We start from the raw sequence: 16,716 nt of genomic DNA on the forward strand, positions 1-16,716 counted from the left end.
TCCTTTTTTAAATTAAGTCAAAATGCTTGAAAGCATTATATAAGCCGTCATCTTCAGTTGCATCTGTCACATAATCAGCCATGGCTTTGATGCCATCGCCACCACTACCCATCGCAACACCTACGCCGCAAAACTCAAGCATAGGTATATCAATATTCGCGTCGCCAAAGGCAAATGTGTCTTGACGGTCAACACCTTTTTCTTTCAATAAGAAATCAAGGGCCGTTTGTTTATTAATTCCAGCTAAAGCAATGTCCCCAAATAAAGCTTTCTCACCGCGACCGCCCCATGTTCCAACTTTAAAATCTGAAAATTCAGCTTTTGCATCTTTAAAATCTTGGTAGCTATCTAGAATAAAACTTACCTTGTTAATATCAGAACGCTCTAAACTTTCACCGAATAACATCTCTGGAAAAGCTTTACGAACAGTCATTGAATTATCTTCTTTGCCTTTATAAGCGATATAATCTTTCATAGTCTGCAGTCCGCGTTCTTCAAACTTCCCACTTGCATATAAACCACTATTTGCTTCAAGGTAGAATTCTAAACCACGTTCATGTAACCAATTAACAATACGATTGGTATCTTCAGCGGTTAGAGTACGGTGTGCGAGCACGTCGCTGTCACTTTCGATATAATTGCCATTACCACCTATATAACCGTCAAAGCCGATGTCTTGAATCTCTTGATACATCTCTGCCTTACTACGGCCAGTGACTGTATACACTTTATGCCCCTTCGCTTGGGCCGCTTTAATTGCTTTGACTGCAGAGTCCGGTAAGTGGTTTTCATACGTCACTAATGTCCCATCTACATCTAAAAAAATATATTTGCTCACAAAATTCTCCTTATTGTCCGGGATTGATACTCTCAACCAGATCAAATTCCCCATCTTTATAGTCGTACACTAAGATACAGCAATTTAAAAAGCTCGGACGAATGTCTTCTGCTTTGCGCCATTTTAAATAAAATGCATACAAAGCACCTCCATGACTCACCGCTAAAACATTCCCATCTCGATGTTGTTTCATCAACTCTGTTAAAGTTTCAGACATGCGCTCCTCAACTTCAGTCACTGATTCACCACCATATGTCTTGAAGTAATCCCCATAACTTTCTTGCCCTTCTTGAGCGGGTGGATTCAAGTATTCTGGAGACCCTTCATAGATACCAAAGTTCCATTCTTTTAAACCTTTCAGACGCGTATAAGCCTCATCTGGCTTCACGATTTCTAATGTATCAGACGCACGCTCTTGGGTTGATGAATAAAGACCCGAAAAGGAAAGTGACTCACTCTCGAAATACTTTTTAGCCTCTTCGGCTTGTGATTTACCTAAGTCTATTAGTGGTGAATCGCAGGCTCCTTGAATTCGTTTTAACTCATTGAATAAAGTTTGACCATGCCGCATTAAATATAATCGTGACATATCCTCTCTCCTTTACAAAAATCGATCTAAATTAACCTTTCGTATAATCTAAGTCCTCTCCATTTGACTCAATTACTTGTTTATACCAGTCAAAAGATTTTTTCTTAGATCGTTCTAAAGTTCCATTTCCTTCATTATCACGGTCAACGTAGATGAAGCCGTAGCGTTTCTTCATTTCTCCCGTACCTGCTGACACTAAATCAATGACACCCCAAGTTGTGTAACCAAGTAAATCAACGCCGTCTAATTCAACGGCTTCTTTCATTGTCTCCACGTGTTGTTTTAAGTAGTCGATTCGGTAATCATCTACAATTTCCCCATTTTCGTTTGGTGTATCAACGGCACCTAAACCATTTTCTACGACGAATAAAGGTTTTTGGTAACGGTCATATAATTCGTTCATCGTAATTCGGAAACCGATGGGATCAATTTGCCAACCCCACTCGCTTGCTTCAAGATATGGGTTCTTAACTGATGCAAAGATGTTTCCAGCAGTCTTCTCGTTCACTTTTGGATCGGCAGAAGACACACGCGAAGAGTAATAAGAGAATGATATAAAGTCTACTGTATGCTCTTTTAATAATTCCTTATCGCCTGCTTCGAATGGAATTTCAATGCCTTCACGCTCTAATTGTTTCAAAGCGTAAGCTGGATATTCCCCGCGTGACTGTACATCGATAAAGAAATAGTTCTCCTGGTTATCCATTTGTGCTTGGCGAACATCTGCTGGGTTTGGTGTATTTGGATAATATTGTCCGGCCGCGATCATACAGCCAACCATGTTGTCTGGATCTACTTCATGGGCAACTTTAGTGGCAATTGCACTTGCGAGTAGTTCATGGTGCGCTGCTGTATACATTACTTGTTCTCGATTCTCACCCTCTTCAAAGACAAGGCCTGCTCCCATGAAAGGTGCGTGTAAGATCATATTAATCTCGTTGAATGTTAGCCAATATTTAACTTTGCCTTTATAACGGTTAAACAACACCGTCACTAAATGCTCATAGAAATCAACCACTTTACGGCTTCTCCAACCACCATATTCTTTTATTAAATGAATTGGCATATCGAAATGAGTAATTGTCACAAGCGGTTCAATGTTGTATTTAAGTAATTCATCGATTAATTCTTCATAGAATTTAAGCCCTGCTTCATTTGGCTCTTGCTCGTCACCTTTAGGGAAGATACGTGTCCAAGCAATACTAAAGCGGTATGTCTTCAAGCCCATCTCGGCAAATAAAGCAATATCCTCTTTAAAATGATGGTACATATCAATCGCTTCTTTAGCTGGATAAAAATGAGCATCATCAAACTCTAAATGCTTCATTTGCCCGGTAATAATTGGTCCACGGTCTTCTCCAATTGGAACAACATCCACATTGGCTAAACCACGCCCACCTTCATCATATCCACCCTCACATTGGTTCGCAGCAGTTGCGCCTCCCCATAAGAAATCATCTCTAAATCCCATTTCCATTCCTCCTTGTTGTCTTTGTAACCCTACAATGCCATTGTAACTGTTTCAGTTGTCACTCTCTACTATTTGCCTTTTATTGAAATGTCTTACACATCCACTCACGAATAAATGAGTGGTTTTGTGTAAGACTGACACATCTAAGTGAATTTAAATTATTTTACTGTTGTGAACAAGTAGTCACCTTGTTGAATTTCAGAATCATTCGTTACTAAAACATCTGAATAATTTCCAGTATTAGTCACAACAATCGGTGTAACAGTTTCATAGCCAGCTTCTTTAATTAAATCGATATCGAAACGAACTAGCTCTTGTCCTGCTTCAACTTGCTGATTGTTTTCAACAAGTTTTTCGAATCCTTTTCCATCTAAATTGACAGTGTCTAGACCAATATGAATGAGTATCTCTGCCCCATTCTCTGTTGTTAAACCAATCGCGTGACCTGTTGGGAATATAGTAGTTACAGTCGCATTTACTGGTGCATAAACAACGCCTTCTGTTGGTTCAACCGCAATTCCTTTACCCATTGCCCCGCTTGCAAACACTTCATCTGGTGCTTCACTCAATGGCATTGCCTGACCAGTAATTGGGCTAGCAATAATTTCTTGAGCTGCTAAACCATCATCTGTTGTGGTCTCATCGATTAGACTCGTATTACTTGTATCATTTAAAGCAACGCCATTCGTTGTTGCTACATCCACTTCATCTTCATACAATTTAGGAACTTTTGTAAACATTGTTAATACAAACCCACTTAAAAGAGCCACAGCAATATTGATTAAGTACATCCATAAACTACGTGTATCAACGCCTGATGGGTCAATATAAGCAGGAATTGAAAATACCCCTAAACCAGCCATGTTGTACATCATTGTACCGGTAATTCCAATAAAGGCACCTTGAATCCCCCCACCAATACACGAGATAATAAATGGTGTACGCATTGGTAATGAGAATCCGTAGATCGCAGGTTCTGTTACCCCGAAAGCTGCAGAGATAATTGCTGGAACAGATAGTTGCTTCACTTTTGCTTCTTTAGTCTTAAAGTAAATCGCAATCATAACACCCATTTGTGCGAAACTAACCGCGTTGATAACCGCGCCAATATTTGACATCCCACTTTGAGCAACTTGTAAGATCATAATGGGTACAAGTCCCCAGTGAAGTCCAAATAATACTAATACTTGCCATGCAGCACCTAATACTACACCAAATAGAATTGGGCTAAAGCCATTCAAGGCAATAAAAGCCGCGCCAATTAAGTCAGATAACCAAGTCGCCACAGGGCCAAATACTAACATCGATAACGGAACACTTAATAACAGAGTAAAGAATGGTGTAAAGAATGTTTTAATAGTATCTGGCAAGCGTTTCGCGAACCACTTCTCAAATCTTGAGGCAATAAATATCGCAAAGATAGCTGGAATAACTGTTGAATAGTAGCCACCTGGTGGTAAGATAATTGGAATTCCAAAGAAGGTAGATGTTATTTGAGATTCAATAACCGTTCCTTCGAATAACGTATAAAGCACAGGTAATTCAGCTAAGTTAGTTAACGTTGGATATAACATCGCGCCAATCACGGCCATCGCAGTAAACTGATTCATCTTGAACCGTTTCGCTGCTGTTAATGCAATCATAAACGGCAAGAATTGGAAGAATCCGTCCCCTGCAGCATTTAATAAGGCATAAGCACCATTGGCTTCAGTCATACCTAACGCACCCAAAATAGCTACGACACCTTTTAAAATACCGGCTGCAGACATAGGTCCTAAAAATGGTTGGAATAAACCAGACATCAAATCAATAAATTGATCGAATAAATTCCCTTTAGGTCCATCATCTTCTGTACTTGCTTCGCCACCAATATCTGAATTATTAATGACGGCATTATACACATCGGGTACGTGATTACCGATAACAACTTGGTATTGTCCCCCACTTTGAACAACCGTCACGACACCATCACGTTTCTTTAAGTATTCTGTATCAGCCTTACTCTCATCTTTCAAACGGAATCTTAGTCGTGTAATACAGTGTCTTAAGTCGCGGACATTCTCTTCTCCACCTACATGGGCCACGATATCTTTTGCTAGTTCATCATAATTTTTTGCCATTTTTTCTTCCTCCTTATTTTTAAAGCATTGATTGCCTCTTTACCTGTATATTATTTAGTTTTATTTTTTGATGTTCCTCCTTTTCATCGAATTTGATCAAAAGAAAAAACCTAAATAGATAATACGAATTAGACAACACTCAGCCCACAAAATGGGGGTGTGCATTCATACTATCTATTTAGGTTTTGCCTGCTTGACCAGTAACAATCCTAAAGTAGATTGAATTATTTAGTTGTTAATTTCTGAATGTGTATGGTTAAGTACACTTGTTCTTCTCGACCCACTGGGAAATCATATGTCGATTCGATGTACTGTTTGATTTTTTCAGAACATTTAAATGATTCAGGGTAAGTATCTCTAACTTGTTCGAATAAGAATGAATCATTCGATCCTTGTTGTAACTTAGAATTCACTCTTTGAGCGAAATATTGAAGGTGTGTAACAAAGCGTTGATACGCAAAGGAATCTTCATCAAAGTCATAGCCGAAATGCAAACGAACGATATTTAAAACACCTTGTACAATTTTTAGCACACGCATCGTTTGTTCCATCCTATGCCCTTCTTTTTGAGCATTAATTAGATACAAAGCGATTGCTGATGCTTCAGTATCAACTAAGCGAATACCGGTCCGTTCTTCGATGATATCTAGTGCTTGAACTCCAATTTGATATTCTGCTTTATAAAGTCGTCTAACTTCCCATGCTAAAGGATTTGTTAGCGGCATATTTTCTTTTTGTCTCTCAATTGCATAATGCAAATGATCCCCTAAAGTAATGTAAACATGACTTTCAAAGTCTTGTTTTAACTTCTCTTCGGCTAACCTTACAATTATAAAAACAGTGTCTATCTCTTCCGTCGTTAATTCATTGAATATATCCGCAAACATCGAATCGTCATCTTTTAGTATAAATGTTTTTTGAATCTTTTCTTCATCAATGGGATCACCGACCTTACCTTGAAAAGCAATGCCTCGTCCCATGACGATTAATTCATCTTTGTTCTTATTACTTGTTTGAACAACATTATTATTTAGAATTTTTTGTATCCGCATAAGTTCATAAGCAATCCTTTCCAAAAATAAAAACCTAAACATACGCAAATAAAAGTGGGCACTTCGCCATTCATCTTTCACTTACATATATTTAGGTTTTGCCTGCAAATTCAGTAACAATCCTTTTAAAGTTATTATACCTATACTACCTCAAAATGCAAGCGTTTTTACAAACTTTTATTAACAATTGCTTTCATAAACAAATCCCCCACCCAGTCTCAAGACCAAGTGGAGGTATCGTGTAAAAATTTAATAGAGTCATGTATTGAATTTAGTTTTTCTTTGTTTTCTTGCGATCTTTTCTCAGTAAATACCAGCCGTAAAAGACAAATGTTACTCCGGTAATGATAGTTGGAATATTATTTTCCACGGTTGTACTTAGACAGATGATTGCGAAACCTACAGCAACAATTGCTGTTTTCCATTTTGAATCCATATTAATTCACAGACTCAATCGTTGTGTCGTCTACTTTCACTCGATTGGCTGCAATGACAAACGGTGCATAGATGAAGAATGCCACGACAATATTAAAGAGTGATAGGACAGCTACTCCAAAACTACCACCGGTAGCAAGGAATGCGTATAGTCCTGGAGGTGTAATCCAAGGAACTGTTAAGAATACTGGCGGAACCCATCCCCATGAAGTTACAAGATAAGCAATCGTAACTAAGATTGGTGGTGTAATTAACCAAGGAATTGCAAATTGTGGGTTTAATACAACCGGCATACCGAAGATGACCGGTTCGTTAATATTGAAAATTCCCATTGGTGCTGATAATTTCGCAATTGTTTTGTGTTCCTCACGTTTTGAGAACCAAAGGATGGCGATAATTAAAGCAATTGTTGTTCCTGAACCACCCATTTGTGCATAAGCATCGAATGATCCTCGTGTCCAGTCCCAAGGTAATTGAGCGATATCACGTGTAGTTTCGTAGATGGCAGTGTTCTCGTTTAAGGCTGCTCCGTATACTCCGTCCATAATTGGTGCAAGAACGTTGTGTCCGTGTAAACCAAAGAACCAGAATAATTGAACTAAGAATGTTAGTAAGATAACACTTCCGATACCTTGTGATAAGCCCATTAATGGTAACTGAATGTATTGAGAAATTAAATCATTCAGTGATAAACCAGTCAATGATAATGCTAAATAACCAATGATAGCTGAGGCATAAATGGCAACTGTACCTGGAATAATAGCAGCGAATGCTTTATTAACTGCTGGTGGTACTGTATCTGGCATCTTGATCGTGATGTTCTTACGCATTAAGTATGAATAAATCATCGTTGAGATCATCCCAATAATTAATGCACTGAATAATCCAGTCGCACCTAGATAATTTAAGGACAGACCGGTTGTGTTTGTCATTAAACTCGACACCCCATCGGTCTCAGACACTGTCATTCCAAATTCTGTTAGTGATGAAATGACTGATCCATCAACACCTGATAAATCAGTTGCTACATCAATCGTTTGAGGTACAACAGCTAGGAAACTGGCGAATGAGATTAATCCTCCGGCAAGTGAGTTCACACCGTAACTCTCTGCTAAGTTGCTACCGAGTGAGAATGCGAAGAACATCGCCATTAAGGCAATCGTTCCGGCATACACGTAACTGTTTATTTCAACAATTGGTGCCATAGCGGATAGGAAGCCGTCCCACTCTAAGTTTGTTGGTAAGTCACGTAAGAATACGTTCAGTAATACAGCAATTGAACCCGCCATCGTTATCGGCATCGCCGCAATAAATGAGTCACGAATTGCGACTAAGTGGCGTTGAGATCCGATTCTACCTGAGATCTCCATAAATTTGTCTGTAAGATTGTCTTTAAACGACATATTAATTTACCTCCTTGTTAAATTGTTCTATTAAATTTTTATACCAATAGTAACTATCTTTTTTATAACGTGTTAACTTCGCTGTCGCATCATCTTCTTCACGGTCAACGTACACAAAACCGTAACGCTTTTGATACCCATTCAGCCATGACAGTAAATCCGTGTAAGACCAAGTACAGTAACCAATCACATCTGAACCTTCTTGGATAGCTTCTCCAATCGCATCCACATGGTCACTAATGTATTTGATACGGTAGTCATCATGAATTTCTTTGTCTTCTGTTAACTTGTCATACTCGCCCAGACCATTTTCCGTAATCATAATTGGAATGTCATAACGATTGGTAATGCGTTTAATACCTAGTTTCAAACCTTGCGGATCAATTTCCCAATCCCAATTTGTTCGTTCGACGAATGGGTTTTGCATGCGTTTGAAAAGTCCTGGCATACCTGATTCTTCCGAAGATCCCTTTTCGCCGGTTGTATTCATCTTCCCAACTGATACACCATCCACTGGATTATAAGCAACTGTATTCGTTTGATAATAATTTATTCCTAAAAAGTCAGGTCGGGCATCGGCAAGGATTTCATCATCACCCTCTTGGATATCAATATGAATATCCATACCCTCAAGCGCTTTCAATACTGTCTTAGGATATTTTCCATTAATGTACATATCCATCCACCATGAGCTGTTAAAGGCTTCATAGTTTTCAGTGGCGATTACATTCTCTGGCTTCGAATCAATCGAATAGGCTGGATTATAAGCAAAACTTGGTCCAATTTGCCCAGGAACTTCCATTTCACGAAACTTTTTAATTGTTAATGCATTCGCTAAGTTCGCATTATGGTTGGCATTATACATGCGCTGGTAACTGTGAACTTTCGGTGGGTGGAGTTCTTGAACATATCCTAAAGTCATAAAGATATTTTGCTCATTTAATGTCACCCAATACTTAACGCGGTCGCCGAAAGCTTCAAAGAGAACGGCGGAATAATTAACAAAGTCATCCACAATTTGGCGTGATTCCCATCCACCATACTCTTCTTGTAACACTTGCGGTAAATCCCAATGATAAATCGTCACTACCGGCTCAATATCATGGGCAAGCAGCTCATCAATTAGGTCTGAATAGAACTGGATACCCGCTTGGTTTACTTCCCCGCGGCCTTGAGGTAAGATTCGCGTCCAAGCAATAGAGAATCGGTAAGCTTTTAAGCCTTGTTCTGCCATTAAAGCAACATCTTCTTTGTAACGGTGATAATGATCGACAGCTAAGTTACCATTCGTTCCTTTAAAAGTTGTTCCTGGAATGCGAACATAGCGGTCCCAAATTGATTCACTTTTACCATCTTTATCCCAAGCGCCTTCTACTTGATAAGCTGCCGAAGCAGATCCCCATAGAAAGCCTTTTGGAAAGTTTTTTACTGTCATTGGCTTCCCTTCCTTACTTTAGAATGTCTTATTAAATTATCGACTTGTGCTTCCATCCGTTTTTGAAATTTCTTCTTAAATAATGGATACAATAGTTTGTTATTCCATTTAGTGAAAAAATCCGTATTCACGTATTCTTCTCGGTAAGTCACCTCTATTTCATTGTCATCTTTTGGTTCAACTAAGTATTCAATAATATTATCTCCTCGATTCGAAGATAACTTCACTCGGTAATGAAGTGGAAAAGTCATCTCTTCCACTTCAATAAGCACTTTTTGTTTATTGTCTTTGCCAAAATGTTTTGTGTACTTGAGTCCTGGTTGAATATCTAACACATCTATGGCTTTTTTAGTATTACTTTGATAATCTGCTTTGAAAGAATTTCTTAGAAGATGAAAGAAATCTTCCGAATGTGCATCATATACTTTTGTAATTTCCAATCCTTTCACCTACTTTTCTAAGGCAGCGAATTTTTTATGAATATCAATTACTTCTTTGGCTAAATCAATAAAGGTAATCGCGTTCATCAAATGATCTTGTCCGTGGATTAATAATAAAGACACTTCCATCGATTCGCCTTGAGCTTCATTGGTTAATAAACTTGTTTGAGATTGATGCGCTGTGACTAAAGATTCACTCGCTTCAGCAATCTTCGCTTCAGCGGCTTCAAAATCATATTCTTTAGCTGCTTCAATGGCTTCAATCGCTTTTCCTTTAGCATCTCCGCCGTACATAATTAAGCCCATAATAGCTTCTAAATTTACTGGTTCACTCATTTGTCTGTACTCCTATCTGTCCATTCCGTTTCTTTTTTAGTCAAGCAGGGAAAGTGCTAAAGCTAGAACTTTCTCTCCATCCATTCTTCCATAATCTGCCATTGGAATATCTGTCACTTGAATCTCTGGTTCATAAGCGGCTTTGAATTTTTTAACGACGAATTTTACTTGCGGTCCAACTAAGATGGCTTCGATGTTATTCTTTTTAATGTTTTCATCCACTTCTGATAATGATACTGCCCAAATTTTTGCGTCGACACCTTGAGCTTCAGCGGCTTTTTGCATTTTTGTTACTAACATACTTGTTGACATACCTGCGTTACAAACTAACATAATCTCTTTCATATTCTATTTCTCCTTTTGCTTTGTATGATTTTTTATAAATTTTTCTTTAAAATGTTCAAAACTGGGCTCTTCCAATAACTCAGCCTGATCGGCTTCATTGTCGATTAAATCAACGAAGTAATCTGTCACTTGACTTAAGCCTTTATTCATCACTTTTGACGGTGACATTAATATAATAAACTTGACTGCTTGGTGATCCTCGTCCCAATACATCCCCTCTGGTACAATGGCTATCGCCATCTCGCTATGCACTGTTAAGGCAATCGACGGATGTGGAAAGGCGATTGTATCTGAGAAAGCGAGGGAACCAAAACGTTCTCTCAGTTCAATATGTTTAATAAATTCATTCACTTGCGACGGTGTTTGACAACCCGTTAAGCTGCTCACTAATTCTTTCAAAAGTGTGTCGCGCGTCTGCGGCCCTGATGTGACTAAATATCTATCTTCACTAAAGTAAGTGTCAAATAATCGCAGGGCATGATTTTCAGCCAGTAATTTCGGTGTTACGAAACTGTCGGTTGAACTCCGGTCTTTAATGTAAGCATCAATTTGAGCAATGTCTGATTCGGTTAAAAAGACACTGACACGAACGACTGAAATTGAGAAGAAAGATACTGAAATATCAATCGTTGAGACGATTAAATTCACATCTTCCAATTGACTCTCATTCAGTTGGTAGTAACTAATAACATCTACAATTTGGATGCTCTGACCAAACTCATTCTCTAATCGGTTGCGAAGCATTTGCGCACTTCCCATTCCGGTAGAACAAATCACGATCACTTTCAAACGTTGACTTTGACGGAACCGCTCAACTGACGCCAACATATGTAAGGTAATATAAGCCCATTCATGATTATCAATCTCAAAGTCTTTTAATAGAGGCATTTGAGAAAAGTACCGTTTCGTTTCATTGAATACGGGGGCGTATTTTTCATATACTTCCTCGTATAGGGGATTCTTTAATGGAATGTCCATCTTCAACCGAGTCAGTAACGGTTCAAAATGCGCCTCCAATCCCATCACAAGCATGGGATCCATACTAAATTGCATCTCACTACTTTTCTCAATCAGTGATAAAACTTCAATAATCTGGTTTTGTAACTCCGTCTTACTTGCTTCCGGATCATCGGCTTTATCATGTTTAGATTTAGACTTCAGATGGAGGGCAATGTAGTTGGCTTCATCATCTGGAAACGTCACATCCGCTAATGTTTCCACTCGCTTTACGATGCGGTCCGCAATTTCAATCTCATAACTAATATCCAGACTTTGCTTACTTCGAAAGGAATCAATCGTCTTACCTGCCTTAATTCGTACAATGGCTAAAGCAAGGTGTAAGACAAGATTCTGTAATACATAATCAGATAATTGAATTGCGCCATTGCGACATTCTTCTAAAACTATAATAAATAATGACTCAATCGATAAATCTAAGCCTGCAAAATGGTCATGATTAAAGTCCATAAAGTAATCGATTTGCTTTGAATCAAAAAAGTAATTCAAGATAAAGCGTCTTTTCTCAATTTCAGGTCCTTCAACAGATACCCCTTCATTCACATTGTTACGTAAAGTTAAATCATAATGACTGAAGAAGTTGCGTATGTTTTGCAGAGCGTGCATAATCGTTGATGTACTAACAAATAACTCAATCGCGTATTCATCCACCGTTAACAACTGATCTTCTAAAAAAATCTTGTTTAAAATGAATCGTTCTCGGTCTTTCGCTTCCGTCATAGACAGAACATCAGAAGGGTTGCGTCGGTTAGAACTCAACTCTTCTAACATCCGGTTAAACTTCACGCTGTCAGTGACTTTTAATTTGAAGCCATAGCCTTTTTTCGTTTCGATTTTCCCACCGTGTTCTGGTAGAAATTGTTTAATATTCTTAATATATTTACGTACGGTTCGGTCTGAAACACTAATGTGTTCACCAATCAACGTACTTGATAGATAGTCGTCTGATTTTTTATATAAAAACTGTATTATCTGAGCGTCTTTACTATTTATGGGTAAATTACTCATCTTTTATTCTCACCTTCTAAAGGTATACTGGCTTAAAAGCCGTTATTCTCGCTCAATTCTTTAAACCAGTAACCTGATTTTTTCATTGTTTTCTCTTGTGTTTCTAAATCTAATTCGACTAAACCATAACGGTTTTTGTAAGCATTTAACCATGACCAGCAGTCAATAAATGTCCATAACATATAACCATGGCAGTTTGCGCCGTCTTGAATGGCTCGGTGTAATTCTTTTAAATGATCTTGGATAAATTCAATGCGGTAGTCATCTTGAATCATACCGTCTACTTTAAATTTCTCTTCGCCTTCAACCCCCATACCATTCTCAGTCAAGATCCATTCGATGTTATCGTAATTTTCTTTAATATCCATCGCGATATCATAAATACCTTGTTCGTAAATCTCCCAACCGCGGTGTGGATTAATTTTTCTACCTGGCATAATGTAGTTGTCGAAGTAATTCTCTAAACCTAATGCGACATCAATGTCACCTGTGTGTGACGGTGCTTGTACACGTAATGGTTGATAGTAATTTACACCTAAGAAATCGACCGTGTTGTTTTTGATAATGTCTAATTCTTTGTCGGTAAACTCTGGTAAAGCATTTGCGTCTTTAACAATTTGTACTAATTCCTCTGGATACTCACCTTTCACTGATGGATCTAAGAAGCTTTTCGCTTGGAATAATTCCGCAATGCGCGCTGCTTTCTTATCTTCAGGGCTATCACTTTTCGGATACGCCGGCGTTAAATTCAGGATGACACTGATTCGGTGATCTGGATTCAATCGGTGACACGCTTCAACTGCCATTGAACTCGCAAGTTGTGTATTGTACCCGACTTGAATCGCTGCTTTAAAGTCATGTTTGGCTGGATAATGAAAGTCACCTAAGTAACCTGCTTCAACTGGTACGATGGGCTCATTGAATGTAAACCAAGTGTCCACCAAATCGCCAAACAGTTCAAAACATGTCGCTGCAAAATCACGGAATGCGTAGACTGTTTCTTTATTTTCCCAGCCACCTTTTTCTTGTAAGGCATAAGGTAAATCAAAGTGGTATAAATTCATCATCAACTTGATGCCCTTAGCATTAATGCGTTCGAATACATCACGGTAAAACTCAACTGCTTGTTGGTTCACTTCCCCAACACCTTCAGGAATTAATCGTGACCATTGGATTGATGTTCTAAAGGTTGTGTGTCCCGTTTGTTCAAGAAAATCAATATCCTCTTTATAGTTCTTATAAAATGTTGATGTGCGACCTGGTCCTACCCCATTATGGAATTTCTCTTGTGCCACTTGGAACCAATAGTCCCAATTACTCATTCCTTTACCGTCTCCAGGTTCCACACCTTCACTTTGTGGACCTGATGTAGATGTCCCCCACAAGAATCCATCTGGAAATTTATACATATATATCTGCCTCCTTGAAATTTATAACGGCCTTATGCTTTCTTCCTTAAGTAATTTAAATACTGGAAATATGTCAGCTATAACTTATAAATCTATTCTATTTCTCTCAAAGCGCAATGTAAATGTTTTCATGGTTAAACATTTTCCTTTATGAAGCGGAAGGGGAACTATAACCCTTGATTGGTGTGCTTTCTTCAGTAGAAGCGGAAGAATAATTTTGTAATGTTCCGGTTAAACGCTATCATCCCTAACAAGGCAAAGAAACCGCTAGTACCTTTTCCGATACTAGCGGTTTCTTTTTAAACTTTAGTTATTAATTCCAATCATTAATCAATTGTAATTAACTCGTCACCTGCGTTAACTGTTTCTAACTCAGAAGCAGAGACATTGTTATAGTTTGCTGTGTTTGTTACAACAACAGGTGTAATTGTTGAGTAACCAGCTTCTTTAATTAGATCGATATCGAATTCAACTAATTTTTGTCCAACAGTTACTTCTTCGTCTGCATCAACTAACACATTGAAGCCTTTACCGTCTAAATTAACTGTATCAAGCCCGATGTGAATTAAGATTTCAGCGCCAGCTTCAGTTTGTAAACCAATCGCATGACCTGTTGGGAATACAGTAACAACTTTACCATTAACTGGTGATACAACTTCACCAACTGTTGGCTCAATTGCTGCCCCTTTACCTAATGCTTCACTTGCAAAAGCTGCATCTGGAACATCTGTTAAAGCAACCACACGACCTGTTAATGGACTTGCGATTCCTTCAACTGTTTGTTCAGTTTCTTCTTTTGCTGGAGTTGCTTTTGGCTCTTCATCCACAACTACTTCTGCTTCTTGAGAAGTAGCTTCAGTGACTTGAATTTCACCTTTATTAACACGGTTAATATAATCTTCTAAGTCAGTCGCAATTCCACCAACTTGAGTACCATAGATAACTTGTACAGATTTACCACTTACAGTAACTCCAGCAGCACCTGTACGACGTAATTGTGCTTGATTCACTTGCTCGCCATCTTCAACTGTTACACGTAGACGTGTTGCACAGTTAGTAAAGCTAGCTAAGTTGTCTTGTCCACCAAGACCTTCTAAAATTTGTTGTGAGCGTAACTCCTCTTCAGTTAATTCACCTGTTGATGAAGTTGTTGTTGTTTTAGCAGCTTGACCAATACCATGCTCTTCACGGTACTCATCTTTACTACGTAAACGAGTTTCTTCTTCATCATCTTCACGACCGGGTGTTTTTAAGTCGAATTTCGTAATCGCCCAGCGGAATAGGAAGTAGTAAACTAGACCCCAAATAATTGAATAAATCGCTAAGATAATCCAGTTAGTTCTCTCATTACCCGGTAACATACCGTATAAGAAGAAGTCTAGGAAACCAGCAGAGAAGGTAAACCCAACCCCGATATTTAATAATTCAACAATAACAACCGATAGACCTGCTAATACCGCATTCACTCCGAAGTATAATACAGGTGAGGCGAATAGAATTGCGAATTCAATCGGCTCTGTAATACCTGTTACGAACGAAGTTAATGAACTTGAGAATAAGAGTCCCTTAACATCATCTTTACGTTCAGGTTTAGCTGTATGGTACATTGCTAATGCTGCAGCTGGGAAACCAACTAACATCATTGGGAATGCGAATGAGAAGTATTTAGCCGCTTCTGGACTAATAACATCACCATTTTGTAATTGAGCGAAGACAATGTTTTGCGCTCCGTTAACTACTTCACCAGCAACCTCAATAGAACCACCCATAGCTGTTTGCCAGAATGGTAAGTAGAACACGTGGTGTAAACCGAATGGAATTAATGCACGGTATACGTAACCGTAGAAGAACCCACCAATTGGACCAGATCCTGCGATTGTCTCACCTAACCAAGCAATTCCTCCACCGATGAATGGCCAAACGAAGGCTAAGATTGCACCAACGATTAAAGCAGCAACGGTTGAGATAATTGGAACAAAGTGAGTTCCCGCGAAGAATGATAAAGCATCTGGGAATTTAACACGGTAGAATTTGTTGTGTAAGTAAGCAACAACTAAACCGATAATAATCCCACCGAATACTCCTGTATTCAATGTTTCTTCAAAACCTAAGACTGAACCAACTAAACCGTTGATCTCTTTTAACGACTCAATGTCACCAAAGTTTGCCAACGTACTTGTAATTGATTGATACATGACTAAGTAACCAATAACGGCCGATAGTGCCGCAACCTCTTTACGAGCAGTAGCTAAACTACTCGACACCGCAATTGCGAATAACAATGCCAGATTTCCAAAAATAATGTCTCCAACATCAGTTAAGATACTTAAGATCCCGTTAAGGATTGTACCTTCGCCTAGAATGCTTTCTAAGCCCCACTGTGCAATAAATGCGTCCCCAGTAATGGTTGCACCAATACCAAGAAATAGACCAGCTACCGGTAACAAAGCGATCGGTAACATGAAAGATCTACCTAATGTTTGCATTAGGTTAAAGAATTTTCCGTTCATAAAAAACGATTCCCCTTTCAAAATATTTAAAAATATAGATAAAACCGTACCAATTATACCATTTTTAATATTATGTACAACTGTTAATGTAATGATATTTCATTAATTCCGTTACCATTTTTTTGCAGCTTAAATTGTCAAATTAAGTGCAACACAGTTTTATAAAAGATTTCATAAGGTATTTTCCAATTCAAACATTTTTTGGGACGTGTATTTAATTTCGTTGCCCAACCTTGTATCTCTTCATCAGTTGCATCTGTCAAATCAACACCTTTCGGTGAGTACTCTCTAAGGAGTCCATTTGTATT

At 38.4% G+C, this 16,716-nt stretch carries 14 protein-coding genes and 1 pseudogene; all 15 read right to left on the reverse strand.

Annotated features, from left to right (window positions below):
- Positions 1 to 7 precede the first annotated feature (7 nt).
- Positions 8 to 892 carry a Cof-type HAD-IIB family hydrolase gene (locus tag ACEN31_RS05480; RefSeq protein ID WP_407108861.1) on the reverse strand — a complete coding sequence of 295 codons (885 nt, stop codon included), beginning with the start codon at positions 890 to 892 and terminating at the stop codon, positions 8 to 10.
- On the reverse strand, positions 849 to 1,427 hold the full coding sequence (locus tag ACEN31_RS05485) for a histidine phosphatase family protein (RefSeq protein ID WP_407108862.1): 579 nt from the start codon (positions 1,425 to 1,427) through the stop codon (positions 849 to 851). The genes ACEN31_RS05480 and ACEN31_RS05485 overlap by 44 nt, the downstream gene beginning before the upstream one ends.
- Before the next feature lie 31 nt (positions 1,428 to 1,458).
- Entirely contained in the window at positions 1,459 to 2,898 is a 1,440-nt protein-coding gene (locus ACEN31_RS05490; RefSeq protein WP_407108863.1) for a 6-phospho-beta-glucosidase, read from the reverse strand.
- 158 nt (positions 2,899 to 3,056) lie between these two features.
- Positions 3,057 to 5,018 carry a beta-glucoside-specific PTS transporter subunit IIABC gene (locus ACEN31_RS05495; protein ID WP_407108864.1) on the reverse strand — a complete coding sequence of 654 codons (1,962 nt, stop codon included), beginning with the start codon at positions 5,016 to 5,018 and terminating at the stop codon, positions 3,057 to 3,059.
- A gap of 224 nt (positions 5,019 to 5,242) precedes the next feature.
- Entirely contained in the window at positions 5,243 to 6,070 is an 828-nt protein-coding gene (licT, locus tag ACEN31_RS05500) for a BglG family transcription antiterminator LicT (protein WP_407108865.1), read from the reverse strand.
- 271 nt (positions 6,071 to 6,341) lie between these two features.
- Positions 6,342 to 6,506 carry a hypothetical protein gene (locus ACEN31_RS05505; protein WP_197104334.1) on the reverse strand — a complete coding sequence of 55 codons (165 nt, stop codon included), beginning with the start codon at positions 6,504 to 6,506 and terminating at the stop codon, positions 6,342 to 6,344.
- Position 6,507: 1 nt separating this feature from the next.
- The gene (locus ACEN31_RS05510; protein ID WP_407108866.1) at positions 6,508 to 7,908 is read right to left on the reverse strand and encodes a PTS sugar transporter subunit IIC; all 1,401 of its coding nucleotides are present in this window, start codon (positions 7,906 to 7,908) and stop codon (positions 6,508 to 6,510) included.
- A gap of 1 nt (position 7,909) precedes the next feature.
- Positions 7,910 to 9,343 (reverse strand): glycoside hydrolase family 1 protein, encoded by a 1,434-nt coding sequence (locus ACEN31_RS05515; RefSeq protein ID WP_407108867.1) that lies wholly within the window; start codon positions 9,341 to 9,343, stop codon positions 7,910 to 7,912.
- A complete protein-coding gene (locus ACEN31_RS05520; RefSeq protein WP_407108868.1) occupies positions 9,340 to 9,783 on the reverse strand; it encodes a DUF3284 domain-containing protein in 444 nt (147 codons plus the stop codon). Before ACEN31_RS05520 ends, ACEN31_RS05515 begins: the two co-directional genes overlap by 4 nt.
- A gap of 9 nt (positions 9,784 to 9,792) precedes the next feature.
- Positions 9,793 to 10,119 (reverse strand): PTS lactose/cellobiose transporter subunit IIA, encoded by a 327-nt coding sequence (locus tag ACEN31_RS05525; RefSeq protein ID WP_407108869.1) that lies wholly within the window; start codon positions 10,117 to 10,119, stop codon positions 9,793 to 9,795.
- Between the two features lie 36 nt (positions 10,120 to 10,155).
- Positions 10,156 to 10,464, reverse strand: coding sequence for a PTS sugar transporter subunit IIB (locus tag ACEN31_RS05530; RefSeq protein WP_138404875.1), 309 nt, complete (start codon positions 10,462 to 10,464; stop codon positions 10,156 to 10,158).
- Positions 10,465 to 10,467: 3 nt separating this feature from the next.
- Positions 10,468 to 12,489, reverse strand: coding sequence for a BglG family transcription antiterminator (locus ACEN31_RS05535; RefSeq protein WP_407108870.1), 2,022 nt, complete (start codon positions 12,487 to 12,489; stop codon positions 10,468 to 10,470).
- Between the two features lie 32 nt (positions 12,490 to 12,521).
- Complete coding sequence (locus ACEN31_RS05540; RefSeq protein WP_407108871.1) at positions 12,522 to 13,898, reverse strand: glycoside hydrolase family 1 protein; 1,377 nt, start codon at positions 13,896 to 13,898, stop codon at positions 12,522 to 12,524.
- 326 nt (positions 13,899 to 14,224) lie between these two features.
- A complete protein-coding gene (locus ACEN31_RS05545; RefSeq protein WP_407108872.1) occupies positions 14,225 to 16,408 on the reverse strand; it encodes a glucose PTS transporter subunit IIA in 2,184 nt (727 codons plus the stop codon).
- A 137-nt stretch (positions 16,409 to 16,545) separates the two neighbouring features.
- Positions 16,546 to 16,716: pseudogene (locus ACEN31_RS05550) on the reverse strand (IS30 family transposase); the annotation flags it as partial.

It is taken from the genome of Ruoffia sp. FAM 26255, assembly GCF_045528525.1.
Taxonomy (GTDB): Bacteria; Bacillota; Bacilli; order Lactobacillales; family Aerococcaceae; genus Ruoffia; species Ruoffia tabacinasalis.